Here is a 19498-nt window from a genome sequence, read left to right as displayed (position 1 = left end):
TGGATCAGGCGGACAGGCTGGCGCGGCCCTTGCCACGGCGGGCGGCCAGAATGGCTCGGCCGGCGCGGGTACGCATACGCAGCCGGAAGCCGTGGGTCTTCGCGCGACGACGGTTGTTCGGCTGGAAGGTGCGCTTGCTCACTCGGGGGCTCCTGAGATGAATCGTAGGATGACGGGGAGTCGCTTGGCCGTCACCGTGCGTCCGCGTGATCTCCCCTGATTCGGAAATCCGGCCCATCGCCCCAGTTCGGCTGGGGTTTGAGGCAATCCACGGCGCCCGTGCTGCGCGCCTTATGGAGCGGGTGGACCCGCGGACATGCGGCAGCGGCCATCGACAACTCGACCTGGTTACGGTACGCGGGACGGGGCGCGAGGGTCAAACCAGCCGCCCCGCGCGGTGTGTGCGGCCGCGCCCCGGCACGGTCTTCCACAGGGGCGACACCCCTCTTCGCCCACAGCCTGTGGACAACGACTTGATCCGGCTCTGTTCGCTGACTACCGTTGCAGGACTTGTCTGGTTTGTTCTTCGCGGTCGAGTCCCCCCGGAGACGGACTCGCAGATCCACAGTTTCTTGATCCACCACCCCCCTGCTGGAGCCGCGGGGAACCGAGAAAGCGTGCACCAGTGGCTGATGTCAACAGCGACCTCGTCCCGGTCTGGGCGAGGGTCGTCGAGCGGCTGGTCAGCGACCCGGACATCGGGGAGATGGACAAGCAGTGGGTGCAGCGCACCCAGCCGATGTGGATGATGCACGACACCGCCCTGCTGGCGACCCCCAACGAGCGGGCCAAGCAGGTGCTGGAGGGCCGGCTGCTGCCGCAGCTGACCGAGGCCCTCAGCCGCGAGCTCAGCCGTCCGGTCCGGATCGCCGTGATGGTCGACGCGAACGCCGTCCCCACCACCCCCGCACCCGCCGAGCCCTACCCCGGCCCGGCCGCCGAGGACACCGGCGGCTACGGCGGCCAGGGCTACCCGCAGCCGTACGAGCAGGGCTACGAGCGCCCCCGGTACGACGCGGGCGGCTACGACCAGCGTTCCGCGCCCTACGGCGGTCCGGCGGCGCAGCCGTGGCCGGGCTACCAGGAGCCCCCGTACCACGAGCACGACGAGCCCGCGCCCCGTCCGGCGCCGCGGCCGCTCCCCGGGCCCGCGACCACTCAGGGCGACCTCTTCGGCGGCGCGTACGGCCCCGGCCCGGGCGAGCAGCCCCGCGTCGGCGCCGGCCGCCGCTCTCCCGGCTCCCGCCCCTCCGGCGGCCGGCCCGCCGACAAGCCCGCGCCGGAGCGCGCCACCGAGCGCCCCGCCGTCCCCGGCGTGCCGGCCCCGCCCGGCGCTCCCCCGGCCGGCGGCGCGCGCAAGGACGAGCCCGCCGCGCGGCTGAACCCCAAGTACCTGTTCGACACCTTCGTCATCGGCGCGAGCAACCGCTTCGCGCACGCGGCGGCGGTGGCGGTCGCCGAGGCCCCGGCCAAGGCGTACAACCCGCTCTTCATCTACGGCGAGTCCGGGCTGGGCAAGACCCACCTGCTGCACGCCATCGGGCACTACTCGCGCAGCCTCTTCCCGGGCACCCGGGTGCGCTACGTGTCCTCGGAGGAGTTCACCAACGAGTTCATCAACTCGATCCGGGACGGCAAGGCGGACACCTTCCGCAAGCGCTACCGGGACATGGACATCCTGCTCGTGGACGACGTGCAGTTCCTCGCGAGCAAGGAGTCCACGCAGGAGGAGTTCTTCCACACCTTCAACACCCTGCACAACGCGAACAAGCAGATCGTCCTCTCGTCGGACCGGCCGCCCAAGCTGCTGACCACGCTGGAGGACCGGCTGCGCAACCGCTTCGAGTGGGGCCTGATCACCGACGTGACCCCGCCGGAGCTGGAGACCCGGATCGCGATCCTGCGCAAGAAGGCGATCCAGGAGCAACTCAACGCTCCGGCGGACGTGTTGGAGTTCATCGCGTCCCGGATCACCCGCAACATCCGGGAGCTGGAGGGCGCCCTGATCCGGGTCACCGCCTTCGCCAACCTCAACCGGGCGCCGGTGGACCTGGAGCTGGCCGGCATCGTCCTCAAGGACCTGATCCCGGGCGGGGACGAGGACGCCGGGCCGGAGATCACCGCGCAGGTCATCATGCAGCAGACCGCCGCGTACTTCGGGCTGGGTGTGGACGACCTCTGCGGGTCGTCTCGCAGCCGGGTACTGGTGACGGCCCGCCAGATCGCGATGTACCTGTGCCGCGAGCTCACCGACCTGTCGCTGCCGAAGATCGGCGCGCAGTTCGGCGGCCGGGACCACACCACGGTGATGCACGCGGACCGCAAGATCCGCTCGCTGATGGCCGAGCGGCGGTCGATCTACAACCAGGTCACCGAGCTGACCAACCGCATCAAGAGCTAGTCCTGCCACCGCCGTCGAGGACGGCCGGCCGAGGGCGTCAGGAGCGATCCTGACGCCCTTTTCGGCATATCCAACAGGTGTGGATAGGCGCCGGCTGGGCAGGGATGCGTTCGACGGATGCTCCGCCAGCCCACGGTCCGCGCCGAACATCTGACCGGTGATTCGAAAACCGGGGTCGCGCGAGGCGGCAATCCACAGATGAGGGGCTTTCTCCACCGTCCACAGGGTGGAGAGTCCGGAGTTATCCAGAATTCCTCCACAGGCGGGTCACCGCTACGCTCTTCCGCGCAGGTCAGATGCCTGTGGACTTGTGCACAACGGTTATCCACAGGGTGTGGACAATTGACGGGCCGCCAGCGGACCGTCAGGGTTGTCCACCGCTTGTCCCCAGGCTCGGGGCGGTTATCCCCAGGTTGTCCACAGCGGCGTCCACAGTTCGACAAGCTTGGGGCCGCGTTCATGCCCTGGTGTGAAAGGCGTCACGAAAAGTTGACCGGCGCCCGTGGATAACCGGGCCCGGATCTGGGGACAGCGCTGGGGAAAACCTGTGGATACCCTGCGTGCCCTGTGGGTAACGCTCCGCCGTCCACAGCGAAGCCTGTCCGTCCACAGCCGCCATCCACACGCACTGTGGACAAAATTCGGGCGCTGACCTGCGGAAACGGGGTTATCCACGGTTTCCACAGGCCCTACTACTACCACTACACAGATAGACCCATCGACTCGTTTCAAAGCAGGTGGGCCCGAAATCTGTGGACAACGGATCACCGACATCTGTTCGGGTTGCTTCCGCCCGTCTGCCCCGTCTGTCGGTGGAGTACGTCAGACTGTCCTCGGCGACTGGAAGCGGAGTGGCAGAGCTCGGCGGACAGCCGAACCGACGATCAAGATCAGACGAACCAGAGTGCGAGCGGGAGCGCTCGATCCAGGAGGCGGTTACCGGTGAAGTTCCGGGTGGAGCGTGACGTCCTCGCGGAGGCGGTGGCCTGGGCTGCCCGCAGCCTCCCGGCACGGCCGCCGGTGCCGGTGCTGGCCGGCCTGCTGCTGACGGCACAGGAGGGCAGCCTGGCCCTGTCCGGCTTCGACTACGAGGTCTCGGCCCGGGTCGAGCTGGAGGCGGACATCGAGGAGGCCGGCACCGTCCTGGTCTCCGGTCGCCTGCTGAACGACATCTCGCGGAACCTTCCCAACAGGCCTGTGGAGATCTCCACCGACGGCCAGCGGGTCAGCGTGGTCTGCGGCAGCTCCCGGTTCACCCTCCCCACCCTGCCGGTGGACGAGTACCCGGCGCTGCCCCAGATGCCGACCGCCACCGGCACCGTCTCCGGTGACGTCTTCGCCTCCGCGGTCAGCCAGGCCGCCGTGGCCGCCGGCCGCGACGACACCCTCCCGGTGCTCACCGGCGTCCGGGTCGAGATCGAGGGCGACCGGATCACCCTGGCCGCCACCGACCGCTACCGCTTCGCCGTGCGCGAGCTGCTGTGGAAGCCCGAGCAGTCGGACATCTCCGCCGTCGCGCTCGTCCCGGCCAAGACCCTGCAGGACATCGCCAAGTCCCTGGGCAGCGGTGACAACGTCTCGATCGCGCTGTCCTCGGGTGGCGCGGGCGAGGGCCTGATCGGTTTCGAGGGCGCCGGCCGCCGCACCACCACGCGGCTGCTGGAGGGCGAGTTCCCCAAGTTCCGCAGCCTCTTCCCGACCGAGTTCAGCGCCGTCGCCGCGATCCAGACCCAGCCGTTCCTGGAGGCGCTCAAGCGCGTCTCGCTGGTCGCCGAGCGCAACACCCCGGTCCGGCTCAGCTTCGAGCAGGGCGTGCTCACCCTGGAGGCAGGCTCGGGCGACGACGCCCAGGCCACCGAGCGGATCGACGCGGACCTGGAGGGCGACGACATCTCGATCGCCTTCAACCCGGGCTACCTGGAGGAGGGCCTCAAGGCCATCGACTCCGCCTACGCCCAGCTGAGCTTCACCACCCCGACCAAGCCCGCGCTCCTCAGCGGCAAGGCCTCGGTGGACGCCGAGGAGGACAAGGCGTACCAGTACCTGATCATGCCGGTCCGCCTCTCCGGCTGACGTTCGGGACCGGCGTGATCCCGGGGGCGTGGGGGTCGTCCCCCGCAGGACTCCGCATGCCGGTCAGCCTCTCCGGCCGACCTCGGAACTGTGATACCCACAGTCCGTACCCACAGCCTGTGGACGGCCTCCCCCGGTCGGGCTTGACCGGGGGAGGCCCCGTCTCCCCAGCGCGTAGGCTCAGGGTGTGTGCGGCAACGGCGCCGCCGGCAGGCACGTCACCACAGGTAAGGACTTGGTCATGGAGCTCGGCCTCATCGGTCTCGGCAAGATGGGCGGCAACATGCGCGAGCGGATCCGCCGCGCCGGCCACACCGTCATCGGCTACGACCGCAACCCGGACATCTCCGACGTCGAGAGCCTCCAGGAGCTCGTCACCAAGCTCCAGGGCCCGCGCGTGGTCTGGGTGATGGTCCCGGCCGGCGCCGCCACCCAGGCGACCGTCGACGAGCTCGCCGAGCTGCTCTCCCCCGGCGACGTCGTGGTCGACGGCGGCAACTCCCGCTGGACCGACGACGTCAAGCACGCCGAGGCACTGGCCGCCAAGGGCATCGGCTTCGTCGACTGCGGCGTCTCCGGCGGCGTCTGGGGCCTGGAGAACGGCTACGCCCTGATGTACGGCGGCGACGCCGAGCACGTCGCCCGCGTCCAGCCGGTCTTCGACGCGCTCAAGCCCGAGGGCGAGTTCGGCTCGGTGCACGCGGGTGCGGTGGGCGCCGGCCACTTCGCCAAGATGGTCCACAACGGCATCGAGTACGCGATGATGCAGGCCTTCGCCGAGGGCTGGGAGCTGCTGGAGGCCGCCCCCGAGGTCACCGACGTGCGCGAGGTCTTCCGCAGCTGGCAGGAGGGCACGGTCATCCGTTCCTGGCTGCTGGACCTGGCCGTCCGGGCGCTGGACGAGGACGAGCACCTGGCCAAGCTGCGCGGCTGGGCCGCCGACTCCGGCGAGGGCCGCTGGACCGTCGAGGCCGCGATCGACCACGCCGTGCCGCTGCCGGCGATCACCGCCTCGCTGTTCGCCCGCTTCGCCTCCCGCCAGGAGGACTCGCCGCAGATGAAGATGATCGCCGCGCTGCGCAACCAGTTCGGCGGCCACGCGGTCGAGTCGAAGTAGTCCCCCACCGGCACCGCGCCGGGTTTTCCACAGAAGGCGAGCGCAGTCCACAGCCATGCACGTCGCGCATCTGTCGCTCGCCGACTTCCGGTCGTACGCCCGGGCCGAGGTCCCCCTCGACCCGGGCGTGACGGCCTTCGTCGGTCCCAACGGCCAGGGCAAGACCAACCTGGTCGAGGCGATCGGCTACGTCGCCACCCTGGGCAGCCACCGGGTGGCCACCGACGCCCCGCTGATCCGGCTGGGCGCCGAGCGGGCGGTGATCCGCACCTCCGTGGTGGACCGCGGCCGGTCCACCCTGATCGAGCTGGAGCTCACCCCGGGCAAGGCGAACCGGGCCCGGATCAACCGCTCCGACAACGTCCGCCCGCGCGACGTGCTGGGCCTGCTGCGCACCGTCCTGTTCGCCCCCGAGGACCTCAGCCTGGTCAAGGGCGACCCGGGCGAGCGCCGCCGCTTCCTGGACGAGCTGCTGACCGCCCGCGCGCCCCGCCTGGCCGGCGTCCGGCAGGACTACGAGCGGGTGCTGAAGCAGCGCAACGCCCTGCTGAAGACCGCCGCGATGGCCCGCCGGGCCGGCGGCGGCAAGGGCGCCGACCTCTCCACCCTGGAGGTGTGGGACGGTCATCTGGCCCGCGCCGGAGCCGAGTTGACGGCGTTCCGGATCCAGCTGGTGGCCGCCCTGCAGCCGCTGGTGGCCGCCGCGTACGGTCAACTGGCGCCCGGCGGCGGCGAGACCGCGCTGGAGTACCGCAGCTCCTTCGAGGGCGAGCTGCCGACCAGCCGCGAACAGGCCGAGGAGCAGCTGCTTCAGGCCCTGCAGGCGGTCCGCCGGCAGGAGGTCGAGCGCGGGATCACCCTGGTCGGCCCGCACCGCGACGAGCTGGTGCTCAAGCTCGGCCCGCTGCCCGCCAAGGGCTACGCCAGCCACGGCGAGTCCTGGTCGTACGCGCTCGCGCTGCGCCTGGCCTCGTACGAGCTGCTGCGTGCCGACGGCGGCGAGCCGGTGCTGATCCTGGACGACGTGTTCGCCGAGCTGGACGCGGCCCGCCGGGACCGGCTGGCCGAACTGGTGGCCGACGGCGAGCAGGTCCTGGTGACCGCGGCGGTCGCCGACGACGTGCCGAAGGCGCTGGCCGGAGCCCGGTTCGCGGTCGCCGACGGCGCCGTCCGCAGGATCGACGCCTGAGCCTCACCGAACCTCCGGGAATCCCCGCCGTCCCGCGGATCCCGGACGTCCGACCGCTCCCGTACGCTGGACCGTTCACCGGCGCGCGCATCCGCGACCGTTGTCCACAGGCTGGGGAAAAGGAGATCGCCGTGAGTGAGCCGGTCGAGTCCTCCCCGCAGCCCCGCGGCGCGGAGCTGACCGGCGCCGACCTCGCCCGCTCGGCGCTGCGGGCCGCCCGGGCGCAGGCGCGCGAGCGCGGCGAGCAGGTCCGGGAGAAGCGCGAGGCGAAGCGCCACGGCCTGCGCAGCGGGGCCCGCTCGGACGGCCGGGACCCGGTCCCGCTGGGAGCGGCGCTGAACCGACTGCTGACCGAGCGGGGCTGGGAGTCCTCGGCCGCGGTCGGCGGGGTGATGGGCCGGTGGAGCCAGATCGTCGGCCCGGACATCGCCGCGCACTGCCAGCCCTCCTCCTACGACGACCAGGCGGCGGTGCTCACCGTGCAGTGCGACTCCACCGCCTGGGCCACTCAACTACGCTGGTTGGCACGACAGTTGGTGGCACGGCTGAACCACGAGCTGGGCCACGGCACGGTCCGCAGCATCAAGGTGCTGGGCCCGGCAGCGCCCGCCCGCGGCTACGGCCGGCTGCGTGCGCCGGGCAGCAAGGGCCCGGGCGACACCTGGGGCTGACCGCCGTGCCGGCCGGGCGTTGAACGGGCCTGGGCGGACCGCGATCTTCCGGAACCCCTGACGGCCCTTCCAGGCGCTCTGTGCCCCCGGGTCGAGTATCGGGACATGTGCAGAGGGGATTCAGGGCGGCGTATCTGCCCTCAAGGGCTGCCAAACGCCCATCTCTGTCAGTCGTACCGGTAGACTGAAAGCCAAACACTGTTGCTAGTGGCAACCGAGTCGAAACGCCGTGGTCGCACGCCCGCCCACACGGGGTGGGGATGCGGCCCGTGCTGTGCCAGAGAGGGCGCTTCGTGGCCGATTCCGGCAACCTCAGCCAGACCCCAGACCAGACCGACCAGGGCGAGAAGTCCTACAACGCCAGCAACATCCAGGTGCTGGAGGGCCTCGACGCCGTCCGCAAGCGTCCCGGCATGTACATCGGCTCGACCGGTGAGCGTGGCCTGCACCACCTGGTGCAGGAGGTGGTGGACAACTCCGTCGACGAGGCCATGGCCGGGCACGCGGACACCATCGACGTCACGATCCTGCCGGACGGCGGCGTGCGTGTGGACGACAACGGCCGCGGCATCCCGGTCGGCATCGTCCCCGGGCAGGAGAAGCCGGCCGTCGAGGTCGTGCTCACCGTGCTGCACGCGGGCGGCAAGTTCGGCGGCGGCGGGTACGCGGTCTCCGGCGGTCTGCACGGCGTCGGCGTCTCGGTGGTGAACGCGCTGTCCACCAGGCTCGCGGTGGAGATCCACACCGAGGGCCACCGCTGGACGCAGGACTACAAGATGGGCGCGCCGACCGCACCGCTGGCCAAGAACGAGGCCACCGACCGGACCGGCACCAGCGTCACGTTCTGGGCCGACCCGGACATCTTCGAGACCACGGTCTACTCGTTCGAGACGCTCTCCCGGCGCTTCCAGGAGATGGCCTTCCTCAACAAGGGCCTGTCGATCTCGCTCACCGACGAGCGCCCCGAGCACGTGGACGAGGACGGCAAGCCGATCTCCGTCACGTACAAGTACGACGGCGGCATCGCCGACTTCGTCGCCCACCTCAACTCCCGCAAGGGCGAGGTGATCCACCCCTCGGTCATCGACTTCGAGGCGGAGGACAAGGACAAGTCGATCTCGGTGGAGATCGCGATGCAGTGGAACTCCTCCTACACCGAGGGTGTCTACAGCTTCGCCAACACCATCCACACCCACGGCGGCGGTACCCACGAGGAGGGCTTCCGCGCCGCGCTGACCGGCCTGGTCAACCGCTACGCGCGGGACAAGAAGCTGCTCCGCGAGAAGGACGACAACCTCTCCGGCGAGGACATCCGCGAGGGCCTGACCGCGATCATCTCGGTCAAGCTCGGCGAGCCGCAGTTCGAGGGCCAGACCAAGGACAAGCTCGGCAACACCGAGGCGAAGACCTTCGTCCAGAAGGTCGTCCACGAGCACCTGAACGACTGGCTGGACCGCAACCCCAACGAGGCCGCGGACATCATCCGCAAGTCCATCCAGGCCGCCACCGCGCGCGTCGCCGCCCGCAAGGCCCGTGACCTCACCCGCCGCAAGGGCCTGCTGGAGTCCGCCTCGCTGCCGGGCAAGCTCTCCGACTGCCAGTCCAAGGACCCGTCCGAGTGCGAGATCTTCATCGTCGAGGGTGACTCCGCCGGCGGCTCGGCCAAGCAGGGCCGCGACCCGCGCACCCAGGCCATCCTGCCCATCCGCGGCAAGATCCTGAACGTCGAGAAGGCCCGGATCGACAAGGTGCTTCAGAACACCGAGGTCCAGGCGCTGATCTCGGCCTTCGGCTGCGGCATCCAGGAGGACTACGACGAGTCCAAGCTCCGCTATCACAAGATCGTCCTGATGGCGGACGCCGACGTCGACGGTCAGCACATCCGCACCCTGCTGCTCACCCTGCTGTTCCGCTTCATGCGGCCGCTGGTCGAGGCCGGGTACGTCTACCTCGCCATGCCTCCGCTGTACAAGATCAAGTGGGGCAAGGACGACTTCGAGTACGCCTACTCCGACCGCGAGCGCGACGCGCTGATCGCCGCCGGTGTGGAGGCCGGGCGCCGGCTCCCCAAGGACGACGCGATCCAGCGGTTCAAGGGTCTCGGCGAGATGAACGCCGAGGAGCTCCGGGTCACCACCATGGACGCCGAGCACCGGCTGCTGCTCCAGGTCACCCTGGAGGACGCCGCGCGCGCCGACGAGCTGTTCTCCGTGCTGATGGGCGAGGACGTCGAGGCCCGCCGCTCCTTCATCCAGCGCAACGCCAAGGACGTCCGCTTCCTGGACGTGTGACGCCGCCGACCGGCAGCCGCACGTACCAGTCCGCGTGAAAGGAAACTGACCACCAGTGGTCGACGACAACCGTCCCGAAGGCGAACAGCCCGAGACCCCCGAGGCCGCCGAGGCCACCGCCCAGGCGACCATGCGGATCGAGCCGGTCGAGCTCGAGACCGAGATGCAGCGCTCGTACCTCGACTACGCGATGAGCGTGATCGTCAGTCGTGCGCTCCCCGAGGTCCGCGACGGCCTCAAGCCGGTGCACCGCCGCGTGCTGTACGCGATGTACGACGGCGGGTACCGGCCCGAGAAGGGCTACTACAAGTGCGCCCGCGTCGTCGGCGACGTGATGGGCAACTACCACCCCCACGGCGACACCTCGATCTACGACACCGTGGTCCGCCTGGCCCAGCCGTGGTCGCTGCGGATGCCGCTGGTGGACGGCAACGGCAACTTCGGCTCCCCGGGCAACGACCCGGCCGCGGCCATGCGCTACACCGAGTGCAAGATGATGCCGCTGGCCATGGAGATGATGCGCGACATCGACGAGGACACCGTCGACTTCGCGCCCAACTACGACGGCCGCTCGCAGGAGCCGACCGTCCTGCCCGCGCGCATCCCCAACCTGCTGGTCAACGGTGCCACCGGCATCGCGGTCGGCATGGCCACCAACATCCCGCCGCACAACCTCCGCGAGGTCGCCTCCGGCGCGCTCTGGTCGCTGGAGCACCCGGACGCCTCCAACGAGGAGCTGCTGGAGGCCCTGATCGAGCGGATCAAGGGCCCCGACTTCCCCACCGGCGCGCTGATCGTGGGCCGCCGCGGGATCGACGACTACTACCGCACCGGCCGCGGCTCGGTCACCATGCGGGCCGTCGTCGAGGTCGAGGAGATCCAGGGCCGCCAGTGCCTGGTGATCACCGAGCTGCCGTACCAGGTGAACCCCGACAACCTCGCGCTGAAGATCGCCGACCTGGTCAAGGACGGCAAGATCGCCGGCATCGCCGACGTCCGCGACGAGTCCTCGTCCCGCACCGGTACCCGCCTGGTGGTCGTGCTCAAGCGCGACGCGGTCGCCAAGGTCGTGCTGAACAACCTGTACAAGCACACCGAGCTGCAGACCAACTTCGGCGCCAACATGCTGGCCCTGGTCGACGGCGTGCCGCGCACCCTGTCGTTGGACGCCTTCATCCGGCACTGGGTCAACCACCAGGTCGAGGTCATCGTCCGGCGCACCACCTTCCGCCTGCGCAAGGCCGAGGAGCGCGCCCACATCCTGCGCGCGCTGCTCCGCGCCCTGGACGTGATCGACGAGGTCATCGCGCTGATCCGGGCCTCGGCCAGCGCCGACGCCGCCCGCACCGGCCTGATGGAGCTGCTCTCCATCGACGAGCTCCAGGCCAACGCCATCCTGGAGATGCAGCTGCGCCGCCTGGCCGCCCTGGAGCGCCAGCGGATCACCGACGAGCACGACGAGCTGCAGCGCAAGATCGACGAGTACAACGCGATCCTGGCCTCGCCGACCCGCCAGCGGGAGATCATCTCCGAGGAGCTCACCGCGATCGTCGAGAAGTACGGCGACGAGCGGCGCTCGACCCTCATCCCCTCCGACGGCGACCTCTCCATCGAGGACCTCATCGCGGAGGAGGACATCGTCGTCACGATCACCCGTGGCGGCTACGTCAAGCGGACCCGCTCCGACCTGTACCGCTCGCAGAAGCGCGGCGGCAAGGGCGTGCGCGGCGCCCAGCTCAAGCAGGACGACATCGTCGACCACTTCTTCGTGACGACGACCCACAACTGGATCCTGTTCTTCACCAACAAGGGCCGGGTCTACCGCGCCAAGGGTTACGAGCTGCCGGACGCCGGGCGCGACGCCCGCGGTCAGCACGTCGCCAACCTGCTGGCCTTCCAGCCGGAGGAGCACATCGCCCAGGTGATGGCCGTGCGCACCTACGAGGACAAGCCGTACCTGGTCCTCGCCACCCGTGCCGGTCTGGTGAAGAAGTCCCCGCTGAAGGACTACGACTCCCCGCGCTCCGGCGGCCTGATCGCGATCAACCTGCGCCAGGACGAGGAGGGCCGGGACGACGAGCTGATCGGCGCCGAGCTGGTCTCCCCCGAGGACGACCTGCTGCTGGTCTCCAAGAAGGCGCAGTCGATCCGCTTCACCGCCACCGACGAGGCCCTGCGGTCCACCGGCCGCGCCACCTCCGGCGTCAAGGGCATGGCCTTCCGCGAGGACGACGAGTTGCTGTCGATGAACGTCGTCCGCCCGGGCACGTACGTCTTCACCGCCACCGACGGCGGGTACGCCAAGCGCACCGCGGTGGACGAGTACCGTGTCCAGGGACGTGGCGGCTACGGCACCAAGGCGGCGAAGATCGTCGAGGGCCGGGGCTCGCTGGTCGGCGCGCTGGTGGTCGACGAGACCGACGAGATCATGGCGATCACCCTGTCGGGCGGGGTGATCCGTACGAGGGTCTCCGAGGTCCGTGAAACCGGACGTGACACCATGGGCGTCCAACTGATCAACCTCGGGAAGCGCGACGCGGTCGTGGGCATGGCCCGCAACGCGGAGGCCGAGGACGAGGAGACGTCGGAGGACGAGGTCGAGGGCACCGAGTCCACCGAGATGGCCGAGGGTACGGAGACGGCGCCCGGCGCAGAAGCCGGAGTCTGAGCCGAACCGTGGGCCGGTGCCGCTGCGTCCCCAGTAGGGGGCGGGGCGGCACCGGCCGCCGACCAGTTCCGGGCAATCCCGCCGGGCGCTGGATGTCGAGTGACGAAGCAGGGCGGTTCCGCCGCTCTGGTGGGAAGTGCGGGAGGACCAGGTGAGTGGAGCCACGGGTGCTGCGGGAGGAGCCTCCGGCGGCCGTCCGGGCGCGCAGGGCGGGGGCGGGTACGGCGTGCCGCAGCCGCCGGCCGAACACCCGGCCGCGTCCACCTCGGTGATGCCGCCGGTCGGCGGGGCGGGCCAGAGCGGCGCGACCTTGGGCGGTCAGACGCCCCCGCCGCCGAGCACCCCGGCCCCCGGGTCCGGCGGGTTCTCGCAGCCGACCACCTACTCCAAGGGTCAGCCGACCCCGGCCCGGGGCACCCGGACCGGCGGCAACACCCCGGCCGGCGGCACGCCCGTCCCCGGGGCCGCGCGCCGGCCCTCCGGGACCCCCTCCACCGGCGGCGGCCCCGGTGGCCTGGGCCGCACCCGCAAGGCCCGGCTGCGGGTGACCAAGGTCGACCCGTGGTCCGTGATGAAGGTCAGCTTCCTGCTGTCGGTGGCGGTCGGGATCATCATCATCGTGGCCGCGGCGGTGCTGTGGATGACGCTGGACTCGCTCGGCGTCTTCGACTCGCTGTCCAAGACCCTCAAGGACGTCACCGGCTCGGACAGCAACGGCGGCCTCAACCTCATGGACTACATCGGCTTCGGCAAGGTGATGACCTTCACCACGCTGATCGGTGTGGTGGACATCGTGCTGCTGACCGCGCTGTCCACGCTCTCCGCGTTCATCTACAACGCCGCGGCCGGCTTCACCGGCGGCGTCGAGCTGACCCTGGCCGAGGAGGACTGATCCCGGCCGGATCCTGACCCGAGGTCAGACCGCTGTCCACGGACGGAATGTACGGGCCCCGCAGGCTGTTGCAGCCTGCGGGGCCCGTCAGCATTCGGGTGACAGCCGGCTCCTCGCGGCGTGCCACCCCGAATCGGGTCGGCCGCCGTGGGATTAGCTGGGTGCCGCCCGTTCCGTGCCAGGGAGTGCCGCAGGCCGCCCCCCGGCCCGAGCCCGGGCCATGCCGGACGACTGGACGGAGGCGCGCTCAATGGCTCAGCTCGCAGGTCACCTGGTCGAGGCCCTGGAGGGGCTGCTCGGGGTTCCGGTACCGCTGCGGGTGCAGGTCTGGGACGGCAGCACCGCCGGGCCGCCCGGCGCGCCCGCGATCGTCCTGCGCAACCGCCGCGCCCTGCGCCGCCTGCTCTGGCAGCCGGGCGAGCTGGGCCTGGCCCGCGCGTACGTCTCGGGGGACCTGGAGATCGCCCCCGGCAGTGACCTCTACGAGGTGCTCACGGCCGTCGCCCGGTTCGCCGAGCGCCCGGAGATCCGCCGGCTGCACCTCGGCCCGCGCGACGTGCTCGGCGCCACGGGCCGCCGGGTCCTCGCCGCCGCCCTGCGGGCCGGTGCGCTGGGCCCCCGGCCCACCCCGCCTCCCGAAGAGGCGGGGACGGGCCGCGGACGGCTGCACAGCCGCAGCCGGGACCGCGCGGCCATCAGCCACCACTACGACGTCGGGAACGACTTCTACGAGCTCGTGCTCGGCCCGTCCATGGTCTACTCGTGCGCCTACTGGACGCCCGGGGCGAAGAGCCTGGAGGCCGCCCAGGAGGCCAAGCTCGACCTGATCTGCCGCAAGCTCGGCCTGCGGCCCGGGATGCGCCTGCTCGACGTCGGCTGCGGCTGGGGATCGCTGCTGCTGCACGCGGCCCGGCACTACGGCGTCACCGCGGTCGGCGTCTCCATCTCCAGGGAGCAGGTCGCGCTGGCCCGCGCCCGGGTCGAGGAGGCCGGGCTGGCCGACCGGGTGGAGGTCCGGCTCCAGGACTACCGGGAGATCGCCGACGGCCCGTTCGACGCGATCTCCAGCGTCGGGATGGCCGAGCACGTCGGCGCCGAGCAGTACCGGGTCTACGCCCGGGGCCTGTACCGGCTGCTGGTGCCCGGCGGCCGCCTGCTCAACCACCAGATCGCCCGCCGCCCCGAGCACGCGGGCGAGCTGCACCGCCCCAGCCCGTTCATCGACCGCTACGTCTTCCCGGACGGCGAGCTCTCCCCCGTCGGTTCCACCGTGGCCCGGCTGGAGGAGGCCGGCTTCGAGGTACGGGACCTCGAGTCGCTCCGCGAGCACTACGGGCTGACGCTGCGCGAGTGGATGGCCAACCTGGAGGCGCACTGGATGGAGGCGGTCAGGCTGGTCGGCCGCGGCCGGGCCCGGGTCTGGCGGCTATACATGTCCGCCTGTGCGCTGGCCTTCGAGCAGAACCGGATCGGGGTCAACCAGATCCTCGCCGTCCGCAGCACCGAGGAGGGCGTGGCCGGACTCCCCGCCACCCGCGAGGAGTGGCTGCTGCCCCGGGCCGCGGGAGCGCCCCGGCCGGCCGCCGGAGTCCCCGTCGCGACCTCGGCCGGGGCCCCCTCCGGTTCGGATTTGGGAGATCGGCCGTCGGTCCGCTAATCTTTCAGTGCGGCGAGGGCCTATAGCTCAGACGGTTAGAGCGCTTCCCTGATAAGGAAGAGGCCACAGGTTCAAGTCCTGTTAGGCCCACCACCGCGAAGGGCTCGGAGTGATCCACTCCGGGCCCTTCGATGTTTTCGCACTTCGGGCAGGTTCCGGTAATCTCTCCGTGTGGCAGGGGCCTATAGCTCAGACGGTTAGAGCGCTTCCCTGATAAGGAAGAGGCCACAGGTTCAAGTCCTGTTAGGCCCACCTCCACGAGGGGCCCGGAGTGATTCATTCCGGGCCCCTCGTCGTTTCCGGACCCCGGCCCCGGGCGGCCCGGCGCCCGCCCGGCCCGCCGGCATGAGGTGCGGCGTCAATCCTCCGCTCGGACCGCCGGGTTGAAGGCAGCGGTGGCTGGTCACGATTGGGACACCGGTGTGTATCATCGGCCGCAAGGGCAGTCTGGCACCGGCCGCCCCGTTGGCGTTGGAAACACATCTGGACTCGTCGGCCCGGTCAGTCCGGCCGGAGCACGGCTCTTGAGTCCACTTACGCAAGAAGGACGAGGTCCCGCGGTGAAGAAGCTTCTCCTGGTCGCCCTGGTCGCCCTCGGCGGCTTCTTTGTCTACCGTCAGGTCCAGGCGGACCGTGCCGAGCAGGACCTGTGGACCGAGGCCACCGACCCGGTTCCGGCCGGTCGCTGAGCCCGGACGATCTGACGATCGACGATCTTCGGGGGCGCCGTACGCGCCTCCCGGGCCGGCCGGCCCGGTCATCCCGACCGGACCGGCCCGGCTCCTTCAGGGGAAGGCGCTGGGAAACGCGCCGGAACCCGGTACGCTAGTGCCCGTTGGCACGCGCGCGGTGCCGTCGAGGGGCATTAGCTCAGTTGGTAGAGCGCTGCCTTTGCAAGGCAGATGTCAGGAGTTCGAGTCTCCTATGCTCCACACCTCGTAGTTCGTAGCAGTCGCCGATCGGCCGCTGACCTGAGTTCCGGTCAGCGGCCGATCGGCTTTTTCGTGCGGTGGGTGCGGCGAGTCCCGTCAGTGCGGCTTGCGCGGGTCGTGCGGCTTCGGGCGGTCGTCGTCGGCGGGCCTGCCGGGCGGGGAACCGGGCTTGGGGGTGGAGGTCTCGGCCCGGGACTCCGGCTTCGGCTCGGGCTCGGCGGCGGCGTCCTCGGGACCGGAGCCGTTCACGGGCGCCGGGGTGGTGCCCGTGGCGTGGGCGCCGGCCGGCTGGGACCCCTGCGGGGCCGGGGGCTCGACCAGCCACTCCGGGTTGCTGTGCCGCCGCCACCACTGCCAGGCCAGGACACCGCTGCCGATCGCCACGGCGCCGGCTACGGCGAGACCGGCGGCCCAGCCGTTGCGCTGCTCCTTCCTGATGTTCCGCGCGGCGAGGTCGCTGATCTCGGCGGAGGTCACATGGCCGTGCAGGGCGGTGATCGCGGCGGCGCCCCGGGTCTGGGCCTCCTGCGCGACCGGGACGACGGCGGCGCGGGCGTCCTCGACGGCCTGGGCGACCCTGGGGCCGACCGTGGAGCGCGCCTGGTCGGCGGCGCGGGTGGCGGACAGGCGGGCTGCCAGGGCGGCCTCCTGCGCCCGGTGGAGCGCCTTCAGGGCGTTCTGCTGGGCGTCGGGCGGCAGGCTGGCGAAGGCGTGACCGATCTGTGGGGCGAGGTGCCGGTCGTACTGGACGCGGAGGCTGTGGGCGGCCTGGGCGGCCTTCGGCCCCACGGTGTCCAGGGCCGGGCCCAGACGCTGCTTCGCGCCGTCCGCGAGGTGCGCGGCGGTGTCCCGGGTCTTGGCGGCGGTCTCACGAGCTGAGTCCAAACGGGTCACGAGTCTCTCCTCCTGGGTGGCGTCCCTTATGCACATATCCACCTGAATGCTGATCATGCATCCTGATTTGTCCGATGGCACTTCGGGTGGGCCGTACGCGGTGGGGCGCGGTCGGCGGTACGCGGTGTTCCCGGCGGGAACGGGGGGCAGGAACGACGGTGGAGAGAGCGCCCGCCGCCGGATCCACCGCAGTAGGCTGGCGGCTCCGGTGGTCCTGCACGGGAAGGGGAATCCGCTGATGCTCCCGGACGAGCCGAGGCCGCCGGCCGATCGGACCCAGCCGACCGGGCCCGAGGCCGGGCTGCCCGGGTGCTACCGGCACCCGGAGACGGCCACCGGCATCTCCTGCACCCGCTGCGGGCACCCGATCTGCCCGCAGTGCATGGTGCCCGCCTCGGTGGGCTTCCAGTGCCCCGACTGCGTCAGCGGCGGGCACGCCCGGACGCGGCAGGCGACCACCCGGTTCGGCGGGACGCCGGCGGCGGACGGCGCGCTGGTCAGCAAGGTGCTGATCGGGATCAACATCGCGGTCTTCCTGCTGGCCGCCTACGTGTTCACGCCGTGGCTGGCCCAGGACTGGTCGCTGTTCAGCGCCGGGCGGGCCATCCCCGGCGGCCCGGTAGGCGTCGCCGACGGCCCGGGCCAGTGGTACCGGCTGCTGACCGCGACCTTCCTGCACCTCCAGCTCTGGCACATCGGCGCCAACATGCTGGCGCTGTGGTGGACCGGCCCGGTGCTGGAGACGGTGCTCGGCCGGCTCCGCTTCCTCGCCCTGTACCTGGTCTCAGGCCTGGCCGGCAGCGCCTTCGCCTTCCTGGTGGCCGGCGACCTGATGAACTCGCTGGGTGCCTCCGGCGCCATTTACGGCCTGTTCGGCGCGACCCTGGTGCTGCAGATCAGGACCCGGGGCCCTATCGGCCCGGTGATGGCACTGCTGGTCTTCAACCTGATCCTCACCTTCTCCATGGCGGGGATCGACTGGCGGGCGCACCTGGGCGGCCTGGTGGTGGGGGCGCTGACCGCGACCGGCCTGATGTTCGCCCCGCGCGAGCGCCGCGGGCTGGTCCAGGGGCTGACGGTGGCAGGTGCGGCGGCCGTCATCGTGGCGATGGTCCTGATCGGGATGGCCCGCTACGGTGCGTGACGCCCGGGGCCGTTGTCCACAACGGGTGCGGGGTTGTGCACAGCCTGTGCGGCGATCAGGCTGTGGACTGCTGTTCTACGCGTGTCCTGCTGTGCGATTCCGATCCCCGAAGCGGCGTGTCCACCGGTGGGGAAGCTGCGTCGGCTGCAAGTTATCCACAGCCTGGGGACACTTTTCCCCAGTGTGGATAACCATGTGGATAAGCACGACAGTGCGACGGTGTGGATAACTGTCCGGGCGGTCGACGTCATCCGGGCACACCTGAACGCCGTCCCGGGTCGAGCGGTCCGGGACGGCGGGTGCCCCTCGGGAGGGCAGAAAGTCGGATCAGCGGCGGAATGCGCCCAGGGCTCGCGCCCCGGGCGTCACTTCCACTGGGTGGAGACGCCGAAGCCCGCGGCGATGAAGCCGAAGCCGACCAGGATGTTCCAGTTCCGCCAGCTCTCGACCGGGTAGTTCCCGCTGGTCACGTAGTAGGTGACGATCCACACCAGGCCGATCAGGAACAGTGCCAGCATCAGGGGCGCGACCCAACTACGGCCCGAACTGATCTTCACCGTGGCCGTGACGGGCGGGGTGTAGTCGGACTTCTTGCGGAGTCGAGACTTCGGCACGAGGAGCTCTCCTGTCGATGCGCTGTGAGACCGCGCAGAGGTGCAGCGGGGGGTGGGTCGGCCGGCGGTCGCTTGTGGAGAACGCCACTGGGATCGCTCCCGCACGTGCCACCGGCGTCCGTTAGCGTAGTGGCTCGGCGGGTTCTAAGGAGATAAGGGTACGGTGCCTAATTTGTCGATTCCCCCTCGCCCGACCCGTACCCGCCGTTCCGGCATCCGAATTGTCGGACGTGCCCTGACCTGCGCCGTCTTCGCGCTCGCCGGTCTGCTCTTCTACATCAGCGCGCAGACCGCCCGCGGCACCGACCTGCGGACCGACAACTCGCTCCTGAGCCTCGGCGACGTGATACGCCAGCGCAGCTCGCAGAACCAGCAGGCGCAGGCCCAGCTCGCCGACCTCCAGGCCCAGGCCCAGGAGCTGGCCGGCCAGCAGAGCCACAACCCGGACGACACGGCCCGGATGGATGCCCTCCGGGCCGGCACCGCCCTGGAGCCGCTGCAGGGCGGCGGTCTGACCGTCACCCTCAACGACGCCCCGCCGAACGCCACCGCGCGCATCCCGGGCTTCCCCGAGCCCGGCGTCAACGACCTGGTCATCCACCAGCAGGACATCCAGGCCGTGGTCAACGCGTTGTGGCGGGGCGGCGCCGAGGGCGTCCAGGTGATGGACCAGCGGCTGATCTCCACCAGCGCCGTGCGCTGCGTCGGCAACACCCTGCTGCTCCAGGGCCGGGTCTACTCGCCGCCGTACGTCGTCAGGGCGGTGGGCCGGACCGACGCCCTGCGGGAGGCCGTCAACACGGACCCGACGATCCGCAACTACCTCCAGTACGTCCAGGTGTACGGGCTCGGCTGGAAGGTCCAGGAGAGCACCGACCTCACGCTGCCCGGCTACTCCGGCACCACCGACCTGCGGTCGGCGGGCGGGCAGCAGTAGCGGACCGGCCTCGGCGCC

At 70.8% G+C, this 19498-nt stretch carries 15 protein-coding genes and 3 tRNA genes; 15 read left to right on the top strand and 3 right to left on the bottom strand.

What is annotated here, in order from left to right; translation table 11 throughout:
• Positions 1 to 4: 4 nt before the first annotated feature.
• The gene (gene rpmH / locus F7Q99_RS13095) at positions 5 to 142 is read right to left on the bottom strand and encodes a 50S ribosomal protein L34 (RefSeq protein WP_030059672.1); all 138 of its coding nucleotides are present in this window, start codon (positions 140 to 142) and stop codon (positions 5 to 7) included.
• A gap of 483 nt (positions 143 to 625) precedes the next feature.
• Between rpmH and dnaA the strand changes: the two genes are divergently transcribed.
• The 13 genes from dnaA (at position 626) to F7Q99_RS13035 (ending at position 15891) form a co-directional block, all read left to right on the top strand.
• Positions 626 to 2401: a chromosomal replication initiator protein DnaA gene (gene dnaA, locus F7Q99_RS13090; RefSeq protein ID WP_326846604.1), complete on the top strand. Its 1776-nt coding sequence runs from the start codon at positions 626 to 628 to the stop codon at positions 2399 to 2401.
• A 942-nt stretch (positions 2402 to 3343) separates the two neighbouring features.
• The gene (gene dnaN / locus F7Q99_RS13085) at positions 3344 to 4474 is read left to right on the top strand and encodes a DNA polymerase III subunit beta (protein ID WP_326846603.1); all 1131 of its coding nucleotides are present in this window, start codon (positions 3344 to 3346) and stop codon (positions 4472 to 4474) included.
• Positions 4475 to 4715: 241 nt separating this feature from the next.
• Complete coding sequence (gene gnd / locus F7Q99_RS13080; protein ID WP_153461374.1) at positions 4716 to 5591, top strand: phosphogluconate dehydrogenase (NAD(+)-dependent, decarboxylating); 876 nt, start codon at positions 4716 to 4718, stop codon at positions 5589 to 5591.
• Between the two features lie 55 nt (positions 5592 to 5646).
• Positions 5647 to 6780: a DNA replication/repair protein RecF gene (recF, locus tag F7Q99_RS13075; RefSeq protein WP_153461373.1), complete on the top strand. Its 1134-nt coding sequence runs from the start codon at positions 5647 to 5649 to the stop codon at positions 6778 to 6780.
• A 131-nt stretch (positions 6781 to 6911) separates the two neighbouring features.
• Entirely contained in the window at positions 6912 to 7451 is a 540-nt protein-coding gene (locus F7Q99_RS13070; protein ID WP_326846602.1) for a DUF721 domain-containing protein, read from the top strand.
• Between the two features lie 269 nt (positions 7452 to 7720).
• Positions 7721 to 9742, top strand: coding sequence for a DNA topoisomerase (ATP-hydrolyzing) subunit B (gene gyrB, locus F7Q99_RS13065; RefSeq protein ID WP_326846601.1), 2022 nt, complete (start codon positions 7721 to 7723; stop codon positions 9740 to 9742).
• 130 nt (positions 9743 to 9872) lie between these two features.
• Positions 9873 to 12410 (top strand): DNA gyrase subunit A, encoded by a 2538-nt coding sequence (gene gyrA, locus F7Q99_RS13060; protein ID WP_153466126.1) that lies wholly within the window; start codon positions 9873 to 9875, stop codon positions 12408 to 12410.
• A gap of 151 nt (positions 12411 to 12561) precedes the next feature.
• Positions 12562 to 13302 (top strand): DUF3566 domain-containing protein, encoded by a 741-nt coding sequence (locus tag F7Q99_RS13055; RefSeq protein WP_326846600.1) that lies wholly within the window; start codon positions 12562 to 12564, stop codon positions 13300 to 13302.
• A 250-nt stretch (positions 13303 to 13552) separates the two neighbouring features.
• Complete coding sequence (locus F7Q99_RS13050; RefSeq protein WP_153461371.1) at positions 13553 to 14959, top strand: SAM-dependent methyltransferase; 1407 nt, start codon at positions 13553 to 13555, stop codon at positions 14957 to 14959.
• A gap of 16 nt (positions 14960 to 14975) precedes the next feature.
• Positions 14976 to 15052, top strand: a tRNA-Ile gene (locus F7Q99_RS13045).
• A gap of 85 nt (positions 15053 to 15137) precedes the next feature.
• Positions 15138 to 15211 (top strand) — tRNA-Ile (locus tag F7Q99_RS13040).
• A 308-nt stretch (positions 15212 to 15519) separates the two neighbouring features.
• Positions 15520 to 15648 carry a DLW-39 family protein gene (locus F7Q99_RS41095; protein ID WP_014137031.1) on the top strand — a complete coding sequence of 43 codons (129 nt, stop codon included), beginning with the start codon at positions 15520 to 15522 and terminating at the stop codon, positions 15646 to 15648.
• Between the two features lie 170 nt (positions 15649 to 15818).
• Positions 15819 to 15891 (top strand) — tRNA-Ala (locus F7Q99_RS13035).
• Positions 15892 to 15987: 96 nt separating this feature from the next.
• Here F7Q99_RS13035 and F7Q99_RS13030 read toward each other — a convergent pair.
• Positions 15988 to 16785, bottom strand: a complete 798-nt coding sequence (locus tag F7Q99_RS13030) for a DUF5324 family protein (RefSeq protein WP_153461370.1) — start codon at positions 16783 to 16785, stop codon at positions 15988 to 15990.
• 238 nt (positions 16786 to 17023) lie between these two features.
• Here F7Q99_RS13030 and F7Q99_RS13025 point away from each other — a divergent pair, with 238 nt between their 5' ends.
• The gene (locus F7Q99_RS13025) at positions 17024 to 17929 is read left to right on the top strand and encodes a rhomboid family intramembrane serine protease (RefSeq protein ID WP_153461369.1); all 906 of its coding nucleotides are present in this window, start codon (positions 17024 to 17026) and stop codon (positions 17927 to 17929) included.
• A gap of 365 nt (positions 17930 to 18294) precedes the next feature.
• Here F7Q99_RS13025 and crgA read toward each other — a convergent pair whose 3' ends face one another.
• Positions 18295 to 18543 (bottom strand): cell division protein CrgA, encoded by a 249-nt coding sequence (crgA, locus tag F7Q99_RS13020; RefSeq protein ID WP_326846599.1) that lies wholly within the window; start codon positions 18541 to 18543, stop codon positions 18295 to 18297.
• A 172-nt stretch (positions 18544 to 18715) separates the two neighbouring features.
• Between crgA and F7Q99_RS13015 the strand changes: the two genes are divergently transcribed.
• The gene (locus F7Q99_RS13015; protein ID WP_153461368.1) at positions 18716 to 19480 is read left to right on the top strand and encodes a DUF881 domain-containing protein; all 765 of its coding nucleotides are present in this window, start codon (positions 18716 to 18718) and stop codon (positions 19478 to 19480) included.
• The last annotated feature ends 18 nt before the right edge of the window (positions 19481 to 19498 follow it).

It is taken from the genome of Streptomyces kaniharaensis (genome assembly GCF_009569385.1).
Classification (GTDB): domain Bacteria; phylum Actinomycetota; class Actinomycetes; order Streptomycetales; family Streptomycetaceae; genus Kitasatospora; species Kitasatospora kaniharaensis.
Note: the sequence above shows the minus strand (reverse complement) of the source record. Positions and strands in the feature narration are given on the sequence as shown.